Raw genomic sequence first — 15,058 nt, forward strand, 5'->3', positions numbered from 1 at the left:
GCCTGCCTAACGTGGCAGACATGACAAACCACCGGCTGCGGTCGGCGCTCTGGCTGCCGCTCTTCGACGAACTCGCCGACCCCCTGGTGATCGCGCGCCTCGCCGCCGAGGCGGAGGAAGCCGGATGGGACGGCTGCTTCGTGTGGGATCAGCTGTCCTGGCGGGCTCCGGTCCGCTCGCTCGCCGACCCGTGGATCACGCTGGCGGCGATCGCGACCGCGACCGAACGGCTGCGGCTCGGCCCGATGGTGACACCGCTCGCCCGCCGCCGCCCGGCCAAACTGGCGCGGGAGACCGCGACGCTGGATCGGCTCAGCGGCGGCCGCCTCACCCTCGGCGTCGGCCTCGGCAGCGACCGGTACGGCGGCGAACTGTCCAGGACCGGCGAGCAACTCGACGACCGGCGGCGCGGGCGGATGCTCGACGAGTCGCTGACGATCCTGTCCGCCGCCTGGTCCGGCGAGCCGGTGCGCCATCAAGGCGAGCACTACACCGTCGACGACCTCACGTTCCTCCCACGACCGGTTCAGCGGCCCGGCGTCCCGGTGTGGGCCGCGGGATTCCCGGGCAACATCAAGCCGATCCGCCGGGCCGCCCGGCTCGACGGCTTCTTCCCGGCCAACCTCGAACACCCCGACCAGCTCGCCGAGGTCGCCGCCACCCTCGCCGAACTGCGCGACGACACGACGGCCCCCTACGACATCGCCGTCGGCCTGTCGCCCGGCGTCGATCCCGCGCCGTACGCGAAGGCCGGCGCGACGTGGTGGCTGGCGGACTTCGACCCTGGTGTACGGCCGGCGGCCGTACGCGACGTCATCCGCGACGGCCCCGCGAGGGCGGTGCATGTGGTGCGATGAGGCCATGGAGACCGTGCTGGCCGGAGCCGTTGCCGTTGTAGGAACTCTCCTGGGTTCCATCGTCACGTACTGGTTACAACGACGTGCGTCCGATCATGGTGAGAAGCGACTCCGAAGCTCCCAGCTACGGCAGGAGCGGATCGAGGCCTACGGCGCCTTCGCCGCGGCGGCGACCACCCTCCGGCAGGCACGGACCACGCGGTGGTACCGACGGCAGGACGATTCCGGAGGATCCGCCTACCACGAGGCGCGCGCGGCGAGCGATCAGGCCCAGGGAGTCGCGCTGCACGCCCTCTTCCGTGCGCAGATCGTCGCCGGCGAGAACGACGTGACAGCCAGCGCCCAGGCTGCCCTCGACGCGATCGACGAGATCCGTCCCGGCCTGTCACGGCCGGACTTCCAGGCGAAGCTGGAGAACAGCGGGCTGCTGCTCGCCCAGTTCGTGGCGCACGCCTCTCGTGACGTGACGGACTGGGAGAGCTCACCCGCTCTGCGAGAGCTGCCCGAGTATCCCGAGGAAGCCCGCCCCTAGCCGGGCCGGTTGCCCGTCGGGATCACGATCTTGGTCTGTGCCCCACGGGTGAGGTAGTACGTGGTCCACTTCTTGACCATCTCGTCGAGCAGCCAGGCGGCGGCGGGCACCAGCGGCAGCCCGATCAGTCCCTCCCGGAACCGCACCAGCAGCGGCCAGGCGGTCTTGACGACCGGGTCCCACAGCGGCTCGCGCCGGATGCCGTTCCAGTCGGCGACCTGGTTGCCGGTGAGGTATCTGGAGAACGCGTTGACCAGCGGCTTGTCGATGCCACCCGGGCTGGTCAGCTCCGCGAGCATGTCCCGCAGGATGGCGTTGAGTTCCACTCCCTCCCGGGTCGGCCCCATGTTCCTGGGCAGGACCAGGTCCGACTGGGTGTAGGAGGTTTCCCAGGTGGCGGGGAGAAACTCGTCCCTGATGCCGAGCATGTGGCCCAGCATCTGCACCGAGTGCAGGTATCCCTCGACCTCGGTGGCGGACATGCGCACCTTCCACTCCCGCAGGCCGCGCATGGAGTACGTCGCCAGGGTGTGCCACGTGACGAGCATGTCCTCCTGGCTGATCGGGATGGGACCCGACCAGTGGGGGGACGACTTGAGCAGGTGCCGTACCGCCGCGTGCACCAGCCGGGTCTTCACCGCCTCGACGACGGCCGTGCCGCCGGCGCCCCAGGCGTTCTGGGGCCGGACCGCGTAGGCCAGGATGTTCGTCTTGGCGATCCGGTCCTTCAGATCCGCGCCGCCCGCGGAGTAGTAGACCGCGCGGGCCTCCTTGGGGATGGCGGTGGCCAGCATTCCGGCGCCGACGATGGTGAGGACGACGATGTAGTTCCCCTTGAGCGCGTGGAAGCGCGCCCCGGCGTCCAGCTTGGCGGGGTCGGCCCACGACGGCAGCTGCCGCGCCTGCTCGATGAAGGCCCGCAGATCCTCCGGCAGTCCGGCGGGCAGGGGCTGGTCGTTGCGGTTCCAGTCGTACAGCAGCCGGTTGACCTCGGGGATGAGCCCGCGCTCGAACAGTGAGGCGAGCAGCGGATCGGCCACCTCGTCCCACACCCAGCGGGGGTCCGCGCCGGTGCCGGAACCCGCGATCGAGCCACTGGCCGGCCAGGTCCAGTCGCCGGCCAGGGAGTCCGCCTGGGCCGGGGAGGACACGCCTAACGCGCCGAGCGCTCCCAGTGCGGCGCCCGAGATCAGTGCCTCGCGCCTGCTCAGCTCTGCCATGCTCGCACTCCTTTCAGGGCATGCGAGAAAGGGATGATACGAAGAAACAAGCTTTGAATCTGTGTATCATCATCAGAGCACAGGGTGACGAGCATCACAAGACCGCGATTGAGGCAGAATCCCCTACAGGAGGTGGTCGTGGAATCCGTGCTGTCCGGATTGCTGGAGCGCGCCTACGTCGATGCCGTCGAACGCGTCGACGACACCGACGAGCTGAGGACGCGCATCCTCGACGCCGCGTACGAGCAGTTCTGCCGGATGGGCATCAGGCGCTCCACCATGGAGGACGTCGCCCGCCTCGCGAAGGTGTCGCGGATCACGGTCTACCGGCGCTTCGACAGCAAGGACACCCTGGTCGAACACGTGGTACGCCGGGAGTTCCGCCGCTACTTCGACCGATTCCTCATCGACATCGAACAAGCCGGCACCGCCTCCGACAGAGTGGTTCTGGGCTTCGTCAGCTCGTTGCGGGCCATTCGCGGCAACCCGCTGATCGGCGGCCTCATCGCCACGGAACCGGACCTGCTGGTCCCCTCCATGACGGCCGACGGCGGTCAGACCCTGGCCACGGTCCGGCATTTCGTCGCCGGCCAGCTCCGCAGCGAGCAACGCGCGGGCAACGTGTCGGGCCGCCTCGACGTCGACCTCGTGGCCGAGATGATGGTGCGCATCTCCACCTCTTTCCTGACGATCCCCAGCACGATCATCGACCTGGACGACGACGAGCAACTGGCCGCGGTGGCCCGCCGGTTCCTCGTACCCATGCTGGAACCACCGTCCTGAGCGTGTCAGCGCCGCGACGGTCCGGTGTCAGGACGGTCGGCGACCGTTGGCGCCATGACGTACACAGTGATCGCGTTACTCGCGAGCGCTCTCGTGTCCCCGACGATGGAGGTCCCAGACGGCCTCACCCAGCCCACCTACTCCTACGAAGACGCGATCCGCGAGCACGTCCGCGTCGAGTCGACCGTCGACAGCGACGGTGACGGCAAGAAGGACCTGGTCCGGGTCGACATCATCCGGCCGAAGGAGTCCGCCTCCGGGCTCAAGGTCCCGGTGATCATGCAGGAAAGCCCGTACTACGACGAGCCCGGCGTCGGCTTCGAGATCGAGAAGAAGAAGTACGACGCGAACGGCAACGTCACGAAGTTCCCGATGTACTACGACAACTACTTCGTGCCGCGCGGGTACGCGTTCGTGTCCGTCGACATGATCGGCACCAGGCTGTCCGACGGCTGCCCGGCCAGCTATGGTCCGTCGGACGTGCTGGGCGGCAAGGCGGTCGTCGACTGGCTCAACGGCCGGGCGACCGCCTACGACGCCAAGGGCGATCCGGTCAAGGCCACCTGGACCACCGGGCGTACCGGGATGATCGGTCACTCCTACGAGGGATCGCTCGCCGTCGGCATCGCCGGCACCGGCGTGCGTGGCCTGGAGACGATCGTGCCGCTGGCGTCGTTCAGCAGAGGCTACGAGATGTGGCGCGCGAACGGCACCCTCACCTGGTTCAAGGGCGGGGCGGCCTGGCAGTCCAAGCGGGTCGACAAGGACCCGGACGAGAAGTGCGGGGCCCTACGGCAGCGGATGCAGGAGGACTCCGACGACGCCACCGGCGACTACAACGCGTTCTGGCACGAGCGCGACTACCTCAACGGACCGCAGTTCAAGGCGAGCAACGTGCGCGCCAGCGTCTTCGCGGTGATGGGATTCCAGGACCGGAACGTGGTGGGCAGCCAGTTCTCCGAGTGGTGGGCCAAGCTGCCGCGTACCGTGGAGCGCAAGGCCTGGGTGACGCAGTACGGTCACCTCGACCCCTTCTGGGCACGCCGCGACGTCTGGGTCAACACGCTGCACCAGTGGTTCGACCACGAGCTGATGGGCGTCGACAACGACATCATGCGCCGGCCCCGCATCGACGTGCAGCACGGCCCCGGCCGCTGGCTCGCCCAAGCCGCCTGGCCGGCACCGTCCAAGGCCGTCACCCTGCGGCCCCAGCGGGACGGCTCGCTCGCCACGACACCGTCCACCGGCACCGGCGACTACATCGACATCGCCAAGACCGAGACCGCGATGTCCGAGAACCCCGCCACCGCCAACCCCAACCGCCTGGCCTTCCTGACCCCGCCGCTGAAGGCCGCCACGCGGTTGTCCGGAACTCCGTCGGTGAGCATGCGGGTCAAGCTGGACAAACCAGCCGCCAACCTCGGCGTCCTGCTCGTCGACTACGGCACCGACACCCGCATCGACTACCGCGAAACAGGCCCGGACCGCGGGCAGGGGCTCAAGTTCATCGGCGGCGAAGACTGCGTCGGCGCGAGCACGAACGATGACGACGGCTGCTATCTGAGGGCCGCCGACAACACGGCGACCTCCGCCTTCAACGTCGTCAGCCGCGGCATCATCGACACGCAGAACCACAGGTCACTGAGCCGCTCGACGCCGCTGGTGCCCGGCAAGGCGTACCAGATCAGCTGGAAACTGCAGCCGCAGGACTACGAGTTCAAGGCAGGACACCGGCTCGGCCTGATCCTGACCGGCAGCAACGACGACTCCAACCTCGACCCGAGCGGTTCCGGCGGCGGCGACGACGCCGAGCCCGGCACCGGCGCCAAGATCACCGTCGACCTGGGCGGTACCTCGATCAAACTCCCACTGACCACCAGGAAGTAGCGCATCGCCTACGGTCGCGGCCCATGTGGTCGCGACCAGCCGGTCACTACCCGAGCCCGCCGCGGACGGGCTGTTGCCGCCCAGTCACGTGGTCAGAGGCGGCGGCACTGGTCCTCCTTGTTGCCGCCGACCACGTTGCCACCGCCCTCCGGCGCTGGGCTGTTCTCCTTGCACTGCAGATTGCCCTTGACCGTGTTGCGCTCCACCAGCGCCCGCCCGCTGTTGCCGACGATCTGAATGCTCCCGCCGACCCGGTTGCCGGCCGCCTGGAGCCGGCCCCGGTTGGCGTCGTACTGGATGTCACCGCTGACCCGCGACGAACGGACCGTCGCCGCCCCGCCCTGCTTGACCTGCACGCTCCCGCCCACCTTGGAACCACCGGTGACGGTGACGCCCCGCGCGCCCTCAGCCTGGACGTTGCCGATCACGTGCACCCCGCGCGCCACGAGCACCGCGTCCCGCTCCACCTTGACCGTGCCCTTCACCCGCGTCCCGGTGAGCGTGCACGTCGCGCCCTGCGGCACCCGTACGTTGTCGAGCGTGCTCGCCCCGACCGAACCGCGGCACGTCCGCTCCTCCGCCAGCGCGGGCCCGGCCAGCGCCACGGCCCCCATCCCGAGCCCGAGCACCGAACCCATCAGAACCAGCTTGATCTTGCCCATGTCCGGTCTCCTCGTCTTTTGTCCGCTGCCAGCAGCCTCCCGGCGACCGATGAGACGCCGCTGGCACCGCCATGAGAGACCTCTCATGCACTGGAAGCCGATGCCGGGACGCCGGCCCGGGGTAGTGCCAGCCGTACCGGCGAGAGGGCAGTTCGCGGGATCGAGACGGCGAGGACCGATCCCTACGGTTGAACGCATGAACAAGCTCTCCCTACTGACGTTCGGCCTGGTCGCGGCGCTGGCCGCGCCGATTCTGGCCGCTCCGGCCCACGCCGCCGCCGACAAGGGCGTCGTGGCCGGACTCGACCGGTACGCCCGCCCGCTGAGCGACCTGGACGCGCTGTCCAAGATGACCCGCGACGCCTCGATCGTGGGCATCGGCGAAGTGACCCACGGGTCAAAGGAGCTGTTCACCGTACGCAATCGGATGTTCCGGCACCTGGTCAGCAAGCAGGGCTTCACCACGATCGCCCTTGAGGCGCCCTGGTCGGCGGGCGTCCGGCTCGACGAGTACGTCCGCACCGGAAAGGGCGACCTGCGCACCATCCTGCGCGAGGACTTCCAGCAGGCCTACAGCTCCTGGCAGACCAAGGAGTGGCTGGAGCTCTACACCTGGATGCGCGAGTACAACCGCACGGCCCGCCACAAACTCCGTGTCATGGGCTTCGACATCGGCGACGTCCATCCGGACCAGTACCGGCGAGTGATCGCCTGGGCCGAGAAGAACAAGCCCGCGATCGTGCCCGGCCTCCGCCGTCACTACGCCGATCTGCTCGCCCTTCCCGCCGGTACGGCGGAGCGCATGAGCGCCATCGCCGCCCTCCCACCGGAGCGGCGCAAGACCCTGGCCGAGAATGCCGAGGCCGCCTACCGCCTGGTTGAGAACGCCACCCCGATCGTGGCCCAGGAAGCGCGGGTCATCGCGCAAATGACCACGATGTACGCCTTGGACGGCCCCGCCCTGCACGGCCACCGCGACAAGGCCATGGCGCAGAACACGTGGTGGTGGAACCGGCAGACCGGCCTGAAGACGGTGGCGGCCGCTCACAACGGCCACATCGGCTACGTCTCGGCCTGGCCGGAGACGTACCCGGTCACGCAGGGCGCCCACCTGCGCGCGATGGCCGGCAAGTCCTACGTCGCCATCGCCACCACCATCCACTCCGGCCGGTTCCGCGCCATGGATCCGAAGACCGGCAAGGTCGGAGTCTTCGACACCGGCACCCCGGGCACCGGCAGCAGCGAGCACACCCTCGACCAGGTCGGCCACCGCGACTACCTCGTGAACCTCCGCCAGGCCGGCCGGAACCCGGCGGTACGCACCTGGCTCGACACCCCCCGGCCCACCTACACGATCCCGGCCACATACCTGCCGGAGATGTTCACCAAGCCCCTGGCCCTGGGCAAGGCCTACGACGCGCTGATCCACCTCCACCGCGTGAAGGCCGCCGACCCCCTCTGAGCCGCCGTATGCCGCGTCCGCCCGCAGGCGTGAGGATGGCCACTGCCGGTCCACCACACGCCGGCGGGTTCGGCAGCAGCAGGACGGCCGGGGCCGACGCCCGGACCTGATTCGCCGCTCTGGCCGTGCCATACCCGGCGGGCGCGGTCTCCCAGCGGCCCGGAAGCGCTTGGGAGCATCGTGTGGGTGACCAGCCGGCGTCCGAGGTTCGGTCGGCGCATGGAGTCCCTCGAACAGACACCGGGATGTCGTTCGGACGTCGCGGGCGCACGGAGCTCCCGATGATCCGGATGCCTTCAGGCCGCTGAAGGCATCCGCACCGGACCGATGATCAGAGCGAGCTCCAACCACCCAACCGGGCAACGTGCCGGCCCAGAGAGCGCGCGAAGCACGAACAGGAGTCGGGGCCACGCCCTGATTGGCAGAACACGCGAAGCACCATGCTTGTGGACCTCATCGCTGCCCACTCGAACACTGCACCGCAGGCGGCGATACGATCAAGTGCTTGAGACACGCCGGAAACAGGAAGTCTGCCTAGAGAACAGACCGCACGTCCGTGTGGGGAAAGTCCCTACTGCTTGTACAGCAGCGGTTCTCCGGCGTCCTTCGCCGGCGCATAGGCAAAGCAGTCCCCGAAGTTAAGCTTCGCCGGGTGACCACTGCCTCGGCCGAAATCACGATACGCCTCGCGGGCGATACGGGCCTGCTCAACCGACACCGCCTCCACCACGATGTCAGCGTGCGTGATGAGTTCGTCGAACTCGCGACGAACCACCGGATCTCCCCGCCCGTCGGCCACCATCGAAGCCTCCAGCCAGCTGGCCGCCGACATACGAGCCGAGCGCGCACCCGCTATCGCCTCAGCGAAGACAGCAGCGTCAGGCTCCGCGGTAATGATCGCGCTCGAATCGACGATCACTTCGGCTTTCAGGACGAGCTCTTGACCCGGCTGGACGCCTGGACATATACGCGGCCCACACCCTGTACGGCATGTACCTCAGAGCATGCACCTACGCTCGTCTGAAGACTGTGAAGTTCAGGACACCCCACTGATGATCCAGGGTCCCCGATTTCGACGCGATGAGGGTGTAGACGACCTCCCGCGCATCCCACACACCACCACCTCTTCAAGGTCGACCGGTCGACGCTGGACGCGGGTGACGTGAAGAACCGGCCTCCAGTGACGACACGCCTGCCTGGACCTGCTCCACCTGATCCCCTCACCCCACGCGCAAGCCGCGCGCCGAAGGCGCGCACGATCAAGACGCCCGAGCGAAGCGAGGACCGATGATCAGGGGCGGGCTCCAACCGCCCAACCACCCAACCGGGCAACGGGCGGGCTCAAAAGAGCGCGCGAAGCACGACCAGGGGTCGGGGCCGCGCCCCGACTGGAAGAACGCGCGGAGCGAAGCGAAGCACCATGCTCGTAACCCCAGAAAACAGCCTTGCCCCCCACGCCCGAAGGGCGCAGAGGGCAAGACCATGCTTGTGGAGGTGGCGGGAATCGAACCCGCGTCCTTCAACCCCAAATCAGGGCTTCTCCGGGCGCAGCCTGCTTAACGTGTTCTCAGCCCCGGCGCTCACGCAGGCGCGTCGCCGACAAGCTCAGCCACTGTTTGATTTCCCGCTCTCCCCCGTGGCCGGGTCGAGCGGTGGAGCCCTCTAGCGATGCCAGGCCCTGAGCCGAGGGCGTGCTCAGGCTGACAGAGGTTTCGCTACTTAGGCAGCGAGAGCCAGGGAACCCTGGCTGACCTCAGAGTGCTTCTTATTGGCACTTATTGTTTGCGGTCACAGTGTTAACGAGGTTATGTCCGCCGTCCTCGGCCCGCTTCCCCTGACTTGCAAAGTCAAAGTCGAAGCCAGTCACCCCCATGTTCTGTTGTCAACACGGCCACCGAAGCGACCGAGCAACAAGAAGATACTCCCCACAACACCGCCAACGCCAACTCATATTCCGCCGGACATGCCGAAACCCCGGAGACGCGGCACAGCAGCACGCATCCCCGGGGTCGACCGGCAGGGTCGAGCCGGTCCGGACGGCAGGACTTCCCCCGAGATGAAGTCCTGTCTCGTCACGGTGACTGAGTCCGCAACCCCCCGAGCGGGCCCAGTCATCCAGTAAGACGCAGGCGAGAGCCCGTTTGGTTGCTCACCGTCACAGGAAAATCACCTAGGGTTACGGAGCGCTCCGAAGAAGCGGCCCGCCGTCGCGGCGGCGTCGGAGTTCTTGGTGAGTACGGCTACCGCCACATCCCCCTGCCAGCCCACGAACCAGCCAAGCTGCTGGCTCGGCACGGCGGCGGCCACGCCGTACACCCTGCCCGCTCCCGCCTGCGCGGACGGCGAGCTGGCGACGCCGGCCTTCATCATCGCGGTGAGGGCGGTGCGGACGGAGGGGTCGACCGGCACGCTGGCGGGCGGCTTGACGGCGAGTTGCTCGGCGGCGGGGTCGGGGCGGTCGGGGCTGGTCACCAGCGACGGCGGCCGCCAGGTGCCGGACTTGACCGCCGCGGCCACGAGCGCCATGGACAGCGGGCTGACCTCGACGTTCTGGCCGGCGATGGCTTGGGCCTTCTCCGCGTCGGTGGCCAGGCCGGGCATCTTGCCGGTGAACGCCTTGAGGGGGAGCTGCCAGTTGACGCCGATGCCGTAGGCCTCGGCGCTGCGCTTGAGCTGCTCGGAATCGACCCGGCGGGCCAGCGAGGCGAGGGCGGTCACGCAGCCTCTGGCGAAGCTCTCCTGGAAGGTGGCGGTGGGCTGCTGCGTCTGGCCGGTCAGGACGAACCTGGCGCCGCCCACCGTCCGCTCGGCGGGGCAGCGCAAACGCTGGCTGGGCTTCACGCCCGCCTTGAGCAGGGCGTCGGCCGCCACGATGGAGAAGGCGGTGCCGGCCGGGTACTTGCCGCCCAGGGCGTCCTTGACCTGGCCCATGTCCTTGGCTCCCACCGCGAGGATCTCGCCGGTGGAGGCCTTGACGGCGACGAGCGTGCCGGACTGCGTGGTGCTCACGGCGGCGTCGGCGGCCTGCTGGGTGAGGCTGTCGAGGGTGGTGTGGACGGGCCCGTTGGGGCGGCCCGGCCACTCTTTGAGCACGGCGACGTCCTCGCCGGTCTCAAGGTCGAGGGTGATCACCTGGGTCTTCGTGGAGCCGGTCAGGTGGTTCTGGTAGGCCTTCTGCAGGCCGTTGCGGCCCACCGAGTCGCCGGCGCGCTGCGGGCCGCCGAGCTTGACCTCGGTCTCCGGGGTGAGCGCGCCGACCTTGCCGACGATGTCGCGCGGCGGGGCCGGGTCGACCGGCTGGTCCTGGGGCTGGACGTGCACCTTCGGGCGGATCTCCGCGATCTTCTGCTGCACTTGCAGGTAGCGGTCCCGGCCGAACGTGGCGAGCTGCACGAAGTCGCCGGGCGGCGAGGACCTGACCCGGCTCAGCAGGCGGTCCTCGGCGAAGCCGGTGATCGCGGCCAGCTGCTTGACGACGCTGGAGGTCTGGTCGCCGAGCGCGGACGGGGTCACGCCGACGACGTAGAGCCTGCCGGGCCGCTGGAGCGCCTCTCCGGTGCGGTCGACGACCTTCTGGCGGGGCTCGGAGCTCGGGCGTACGGCCAGCCGCTGCCCGTCCTTGAGCTGCGGATGCAGCACCGACTGCGACCAGCGCACCTTCCACACGCCGTTGACCAGGTGCAGCGGAAGCGTGCTCTCGTACTCCCACAGCGGGCTGTTCTCGCCCAGGTCCACCTCGGCGCCGAACTGGGCGGTCGTGGCGTCGCCCTGCCGGTTGAGTGACTTCACACGAAAGCGGAAGGAGGCGGCGTCAAGGTCGAGCTTGGCGGCTTCAAGCGCCTTGCGGACGACGGCCGGGTCTCCGTCGGCGCGGCTCGCGGCCAGCTCGTAGTCCTCCGACTGCCAGCCGACCAGGAAGTCGCGCACGGCGTCGTGCGCCGACGGCTCCTCGAAGCAGCCGGTCAGCGTCATGCTCGCGGCCGTCAGCGTGACGGCCGCGGCGAGGATACGGCGGGCCCTGCTCATCGGTTGCGTTGCCGTAGGGCCCTGGCCATTTCGCGCTTGGCCTGCTGATCGGCCAAGGTCTGCCGCTTGTCCCAGTCTTTCTTGCCGCGCGCGATGCCGATCTCGACCTTGGCCTTGCCGTCCTTGAAGTAGAGCTGCAGCGGCACGATCGTCAGCCCGCCCTCCTTCGTCTTGGCGGCCAGCTTGTCGATCTCCTTGCGGTGCAGGAGCAGCTTGCGCTTGCGGCGGGCGGTGTGGTTGGTCCACGTCCCCTGCGCGTACTCGGGGATGTGGACGTTCATGAGCCACGCTTCGCCGTCGTCGATGCTGGCATAGCCGTCGACGAGTGAGGCGCGGCCCTCGCGCAGCGACTTCACCTCAGTGCCCTGCAGCACGAGCCCCGCCTCGAAGGTGTCCTCGACGTGGAAGTCGTGCCGGGCACGCTTGTTCTGGGCGATGACCTTCCGCCCGGTCTCACGTGGCATGGTTCGACTGTACCGGCGTTCCGCTACACCCTGAGGTATCGGCGGAGCGTCACGAACGAGGCGAGCACACAGATGAACACGCCGATCACCATCGTGGACGAGATGACCGAGGCCACGGAGTCCCAGCCCAGGGCGGTGGAGGAGCCCAGGTACTTGGACAGTTCCTCGAAGATGAAGACCTTCGTGACGATCAGCATGACCGCCGCGACGACGCCGCCGACCAGGCCGGCGATGACGCCTTCCATGACGAACGGCAGCTGGATGTAGAGGTTCGAGGCCCCGACCAGCCGCATGATGCCCGTTTCCCGGCGTCTGTTGTAGGCCGACAACCGGACGGTGTTGCCGATCAGCAGAGCAGCGGCGAGCACCAGGACGATGGCCACGATGACGGCGGCCCATCTCAGGGTGTCGAGCATCTCGAAGAACTTGCCGATCAGGTCCTTGTGGTTGATCACCTGGGCGACGCCGGTCTTGCCGGTCAGCGCCTGGATCACCGGCTGGTAGTTGTCGGGGTCGTGCAGCTTCACCCGGAACGACTCCGGCATGTCCTCGGCTCGGGCGGCCTGGACGAGCGCCTGGTTGCTGCCGAAGGACTGCTGGAAGTTCTTGTAGGCCTCCGCCTGGTTCTCAAAGACCACGTCTTTGACGCCCTGGATGCCCTGGATCTCGCCCTTGAGCGTCTCGACCTGGGCCGGTGTGGCTCCCTTGCCCTTACAGGCGGGCATGGCGGAGTCCTTGCTGCACAAGAAGACCGAGATCTCGACCTTGTCGTACCAGAAGTTCTTCATCATGCCGACCTGGGTGTTGATCAACAGGCCTACACCCAGCATCGCCATGCCGACCGCGACCGTGATGATCACTGCGATGGTCATGGTCAGGTTGCGGCGGAGGCCGATCCAGACCTCGGAGAAGATGAAGTTCGCCCGCATGTTGTGTCTGTAGCTCCCTGTCAGTACGCCTGGCCGTAGACGCCACGCGACTGGTCGCGGACGATCTTGCCGTCCTCGAGTTCCACGACCCTCTTGCGCATGGAGTCGACGATGGCCGCATCGTGCGTGGCCATCACGACCGTCGTACCGGTCCGGTTGATGCGGTCGAGCACCTTCATGATGCCGATGCTCGTCGCGGGGTCGATGTTGCCCGTCGGCTCGTCGGCCAGCAGGATCATGGGCCGGTTGACGAAGGCGCGGGCCATGGCGACACGCTGCTGCTCGCCGCCGGACAGCTCGTCGGGCATGCGGTGTGCCTTGCCTTCGAGGCCGACCAGCTCGATGACTTCCGGGACCACCTTGCGGATGAACCGCCGCGGCTTTCCGATGACCTCGAGCGCGAACGCCACGTTCTCGTAGACGTTCTTGTTCGGGAGCAGGCGGAAGTCCTGGAAGACGCAGCCGATACGGCGGCGCAGGTGCGGCACCTTGAAGTTCGACAGTCGGGCCAGATCCTTGCCGGCGACATGGATCGCACCCGAATTCGGCCGTTCTTCCTTGAGGATCAGGCGGAGAAACGTGGACTTGCCTGAGCCAGAGGGACCGACGAGGAACACGAACTCGCCCTTGTCCACGTCAACGGAGACGTGGTCGAGAGCGGGCCGGTTCTGGTTCGCGTAGACCTTGGTGACATTATCGAAATGGATCACGAGAGCATCACGGCATGCCAGTCTAGGGGTCAGGACGGAAGCAAGGGTGGCACATGCCCACTTCCCGCCGCGGCCCACCGGGGGCGTCCATCTTTACTGATGATCGACGTTCCGATTGGCCAGAGCACAGTCTAGGGGGAAGACTGGCATGGAACGTCCATAACGGAAACAAAACGATTGTGCGGCTACACTTGGGGCTGACATGAGTTGCGAAGACCTCGTCTGCGCGCGCTGCGCCCATCCGGTCATCGAGGGCCGCTGCGCACTTTGCCGCGCCAACCGCGACCGGATGCACCAGCACGGATTCGGCGGGCTCTCACCCGCCGTGATCGTCCTGGTGCTGCTCGTCCTTCTCTTTTTCGCCCTCGCGGCCAGGCACCTAGTTGGCGCCTGACTCCTGACGGCGCATCCAGCGGATCTCCGACTCGATGAACCCGTCCAGGTCGCCGTCGAGCACGGCGGTCGGGTTGCCCGCCTCGGTGCCGGTGCGCAGGTCCTTCACGATCTGGTACGGGTGCAGGACGTAGTTGCGGATCTGCGTGCCCCATGAGGTGGTGGTGGCGCCGCGCAGCTCCGACATCTTCTCCGCCTCCTCCTGCCGCTTGCGCTCCAGCAGCTTGGCCTGCAGCACGACCATCGCGGTCGCGCGGTTCTGCAGCTGGGAGCGCTCGTTCTGGCAGGAGACCACGATGCCGGTCGGCAGGTGAGTGATGCGCACCGCCGAGTCGGTGGTGTTGACGCCCTGGCCGCCGGGACCGCTGGAGCGGTAGACGTCGATGCGGAGCTCGTCCTCGTTGATGTCGATGTGGTCGGTCTGCTCCACCACGGGGACGATGTCCACGCCCGCGAAGGAGGTCTGGCGCCGGCCCTGGTTGTCGAAGGGGCTGATGCGGACCAGCCGGTGGGTGCCGTGCTCGCCACGGAGCGTGCCGTAGGCGTAGGGGGCCTTGACGCTGAAGGTGGCGGACTTGATGCCGGCCTCCTCCGCGTAGGAGGTCTCGTAGACCTCGGTGGAGTAGCCCTTGCGCTCGGCCCAGCGCAGGTACATGCGCAGCAGCATCTCCGCCCAGTCGGCCGCGTCGACGCCGCCGGCCTGGGAGTTGATCGTGATCAGCGCCTCGCGCGCGTCGTACTCGCCCGACAGCAGCGTGCGGACCTCCATCGCGCCGATGTCGGTGCGCAACGTGGCCAGGTCCTTGTCGGCCTCGGCCCTGGTGTCCTCGTCGCCTTCCTCGGCGGCCAGCTCGTACAGGACGCCGATGTCCTCGAGGCGCCGGCTGAGGCCTTCGACCCGGTTGAGCTCGCCCTGGAGGTGGGAGAGCTTGCTGGTCACCTTCTGCGCCTGGTCGGGGTCGTCCCACAGATCCGGCGCGGCGACCTGCTCCTCCAGCTCCGCGATCTGCTTGCGCATCGCATCGAGGTCGAGCACGTCCTGAATGCTCCCGAGCGTGCCCGCGAGCTCGTTGATCTCTTCTGCCGGATCGATGAGTGCCACGTCTCCCAAGGGTACGCGACCCTCGCCCGCC

General features: G+C 68.0%; 14 protein-coding genes and 1 other RNA gene. 6 read left to right on the forward strand and 9 right to left on the reverse strand.

Going from position 1 to position 15,058, the window contains the following annotated elements:
• Positions 1 to 20: 20 nt before the first annotated feature.
• Both ACIBI5_RS29715 and ACIBI5_RS29720 read left to right on the forward strand, forming a co-directional pair.
• Positions 21 to 857, forward strand: a complete 837-nt coding sequence (locus ACIBI5_RS29715; protein WP_397252042.1) for an LLM class flavin-dependent oxidoreductase — start codon at positions 21 to 23, stop codon at positions 855 to 857.
• A 4-nt stretch (positions 858 to 861) separates the two neighbouring features.
• Positions 862 to 1,389 carry a hypothetical protein gene (locus ACIBI5_RS29720; protein ID WP_397252043.1) on the forward strand — a complete coding sequence of 176 codons (528 nt, stop codon included), beginning with the start codon at positions 862 to 864 and terminating at the stop codon, positions 1,387 to 1,389.
• Here ACIBI5_RS29720 and ACIBI5_RS29725 read toward each other — a convergent pair.
• Entirely contained in the window at positions 1,386 to 2,609 is a 1,224-nt protein-coding gene (locus ACIBI5_RS29725) for an oxygenase MpaB family protein (RefSeq protein ID WP_397252044.1), read from the reverse strand. The genes ACIBI5_RS29720 and ACIBI5_RS29725 overlap by 4 nt on opposite strands.
• Positions 2,610 to 2,747: 138 nt before the next feature.
• Here ACIBI5_RS29725 and ACIBI5_RS29730 point away from each other — a divergent pair, with 138 nt between their 5' ends.
• Both ACIBI5_RS29730 and ACIBI5_RS29735 read left to right on the forward strand, forming a co-directional pair.
• The gene (locus ACIBI5_RS29730) at positions 2,748 to 3,392 is read left to right on the forward strand and encodes a TetR/AcrR family transcriptional regulator (protein ID WP_397252045.1); all 645 of its coding nucleotides are present in this window, start codon (positions 2,748 to 2,750) and stop codon (positions 3,390 to 3,392) included.
• 54 nt (positions 3,393 to 3,446) lie between these two features.
• Positions 3,447 to 5,279, forward strand: a complete 1,833-nt coding sequence (locus ACIBI5_RS29735; RefSeq protein WP_397252046.1) for a CocE/NonD family hydrolase — start codon at positions 3,447 to 3,449, stop codon at positions 5,277 to 5,279.
• A gap of 92 nt (positions 5,280 to 5,371) precedes the next feature.
• On the opposite strand, the gene ACIBI5_RS29740 is transcribed toward ACIBI5_RS29735, so the two are convergent.
• Positions 5,372 to 5,941, reverse strand: a complete 570-nt coding sequence (locus ACIBI5_RS29740) for a hypothetical protein (protein ID WP_397252047.1) — start codon at positions 5,939 to 5,941, stop codon at positions 5,372 to 5,374.
• A gap of 196 nt (positions 5,942 to 6,137) precedes the next feature.
• Between ACIBI5_RS29740 and ACIBI5_RS29745 the strand changes: the two genes are divergently transcribed.
• Positions 6,138 to 7,403 carry an erythromycin esterase family protein gene (locus ACIBI5_RS29745; RefSeq protein ID WP_397252048.1) on the forward strand — a complete coding sequence of 422 codons (1,266 nt, stop codon included), beginning with the start codon at positions 6,138 to 6,140 and terminating at the stop codon, positions 7,401 to 7,403.
• 571 nt (positions 7,404 to 7,974) lie between these two features.
• Here ACIBI5_RS29745 and ACIBI5_RS29750 read toward each other — a convergent pair.
• The 6 genes from ACIBI5_RS29750 to ftsE all read right to left on the reverse strand — a co-directional run bounded on the left by ACIBI5_RS29750 (position 7,975) and on the right by ftsE (position 13,532).
• Positions 7,975 to 8,322 carry a type II toxin-antitoxin system VapC family toxin gene (locus ACIBI5_RS29750; protein ID WP_397252049.1) on the reverse strand — a complete coding sequence of 116 codons (348 nt, stop codon included), beginning with the start codon at positions 8,320 to 8,322 and terminating at the stop codon, positions 7,975 to 7,977.
• A gap of 567 nt (positions 8,323 to 8,889) precedes the next feature.
• Positions 8,890 to 9,274: a transfer-messenger RNA gene (gene ssrA / locus ACIBI5_RS29755) on the reverse strand.
• A gap of 295 nt (positions 9,275 to 9,569) precedes the next feature.
• Complete coding sequence (locus ACIBI5_RS29760; protein WP_397252051.1) at positions 9,570 to 11,429, reverse strand: penicillin-binding transpeptidase domain-containing protein; 1,860 nt, start codon at positions 11,427 to 11,429, stop codon at positions 9,570 to 9,572.
• Positions 11,426 to 11,893, reverse strand: a complete 468-nt coding sequence (gene smpB, locus ACIBI5_RS29765; RefSeq protein ID WP_379609812.1) for an SsrA-binding protein SmpB — start codon at positions 11,891 to 11,893, stop codon at positions 11,426 to 11,428. The genes ACIBI5_RS29760 and smpB overlap by 4 nt, the downstream gene beginning before the upstream one ends.
• Positions 11,894 to 11,916: 23 nt before the next feature.
• Positions 11,917 to 12,822 (reverse strand): permease-like cell division protein FtsX, encoded by a 906-nt coding sequence (gene ftsX, locus ACIBI5_RS29770; RefSeq protein ID WP_397252052.1) that lies wholly within the window; start codon positions 12,820 to 12,822, stop codon positions 11,917 to 11,919.
• Positions 12,823 to 12,842: 20 nt separating this feature from the next.
• The gene (gene ftsE / locus ACIBI5_RS29775) at positions 12,843 to 13,532 is read right to left on the reverse strand and encodes a cell division ATP-binding protein FtsE (RefSeq protein WP_091079803.1); all 690 of its coding nucleotides are present in this window, start codon (positions 13,530 to 13,532) and stop codon (positions 12,843 to 12,845) included.
• Between the two features lie 202 nt (positions 13,533 to 13,734).
• Between ftsE and ACIBI5_RS29780 the strand changes: the two genes are divergently transcribed.
• Entirely contained in the window at positions 13,735 to 13,926 is a 192-nt protein-coding gene (locus ACIBI5_RS29780) for a hypothetical protein (protein WP_379609814.1), read from the forward strand.
• On the opposite strand, the gene prfB is transcribed toward ACIBI5_RS29780, so the two are convergent.
• Entirely contained in the window at positions 13,912 to 15,027 is a 1,116-nt protein-coding gene (gene prfB / locus ACIBI5_RS29785; protein ID WP_397252053.1) for a peptide chain release factor 2, read from the reverse strand. The genes ACIBI5_RS29780 and prfB overlap by 15 nt on opposite strands.
• Positions 15,028 to 15,058 lie beyond the last annotated feature (31 nt).

It is taken from the genome of Nonomuraea sp. NPDC050540, assembly GCF_044457485.1.
Lineage (GTDB): Bacteria > Actinomycetota > Actinomycetes > Streptosporangiales > Streptosporangiaceae > Nonomuraea.

Excerpts from the sequence above, each read along its gene's own strand:
- ACIBI5_RS29715 (WP_397252042.1), top strand. The coding sequence starts at position 21 with ATGACAAACCACCGGCTGCGGTCGGCGCTCTGGCTGCCGCTCTTCGAC.
- ACIBI5_RS29720 (WP_397252043.1), top strand. The coding sequence starts at position 862 with ATGGAGACCGTGCTGGCCGGAGCCGTTGCCGTTGTAGGAACTCTCCTG.
- ACIBI5_RS29725 (WP_397252044.1), bottom strand. The coding sequence starts at position 2,609 with ATGGCAGAGCTGAGCAGGCGCGAGGCACTGATCTCGGGCGCCGCACTG.
- ACIBI5_RS29735 (WP_397252046.1), top strand. The coding sequence starts at position 3,447 with ATGACGTACACAGTGATCGCGTTACTCGCGAGCGCTCTCGTGTCCCCG.
- ACIBI5_RS29740 (WP_397252047.1), bottom strand. The coding sequence starts at position 5,941 with ATGGGCAAGATCAAGCTGGTTCTGATGGGTTCGGTGCTCGGGCTCGGG.
- ACIBI5_RS29745 (WP_397252048.1), top strand. The coding sequence starts at position 6,138 with ATGAACAAGCTCTCCCTACTGACGTTCGGCCTGGTCGCGGCGCTGGCC.
- ACIBI5_RS29760 (WP_397252051.1), bottom strand. The coding sequence starts at position 11,429 with ATGAGCAGGGCCCGCCGTATCCTCGCCGCGGCCGTCACGCTGACGGCC.
- smpB (WP_379609812.1), bottom strand. The coding sequence starts at position 11,893 with ATGCCACGTGAGACCGGGCGGAAGGTCATCGCCCAGAACAAGCGTGCC.
- ftsX (WP_397252052.1), bottom strand. The coding sequence starts at position 12,822 with ATGCGGGCGAACTTCATCTTCTCCGAGGTCTGGATCGGCCTCCGCCGC.
- ACIBI5_RS29780 (WP_379609814.1), top strand. The coding sequence starts at position 13,735 with ATGAGTTGCGAAGACCTCGTCTGCGCGCGCTGCGCCCATCCGGTCATC.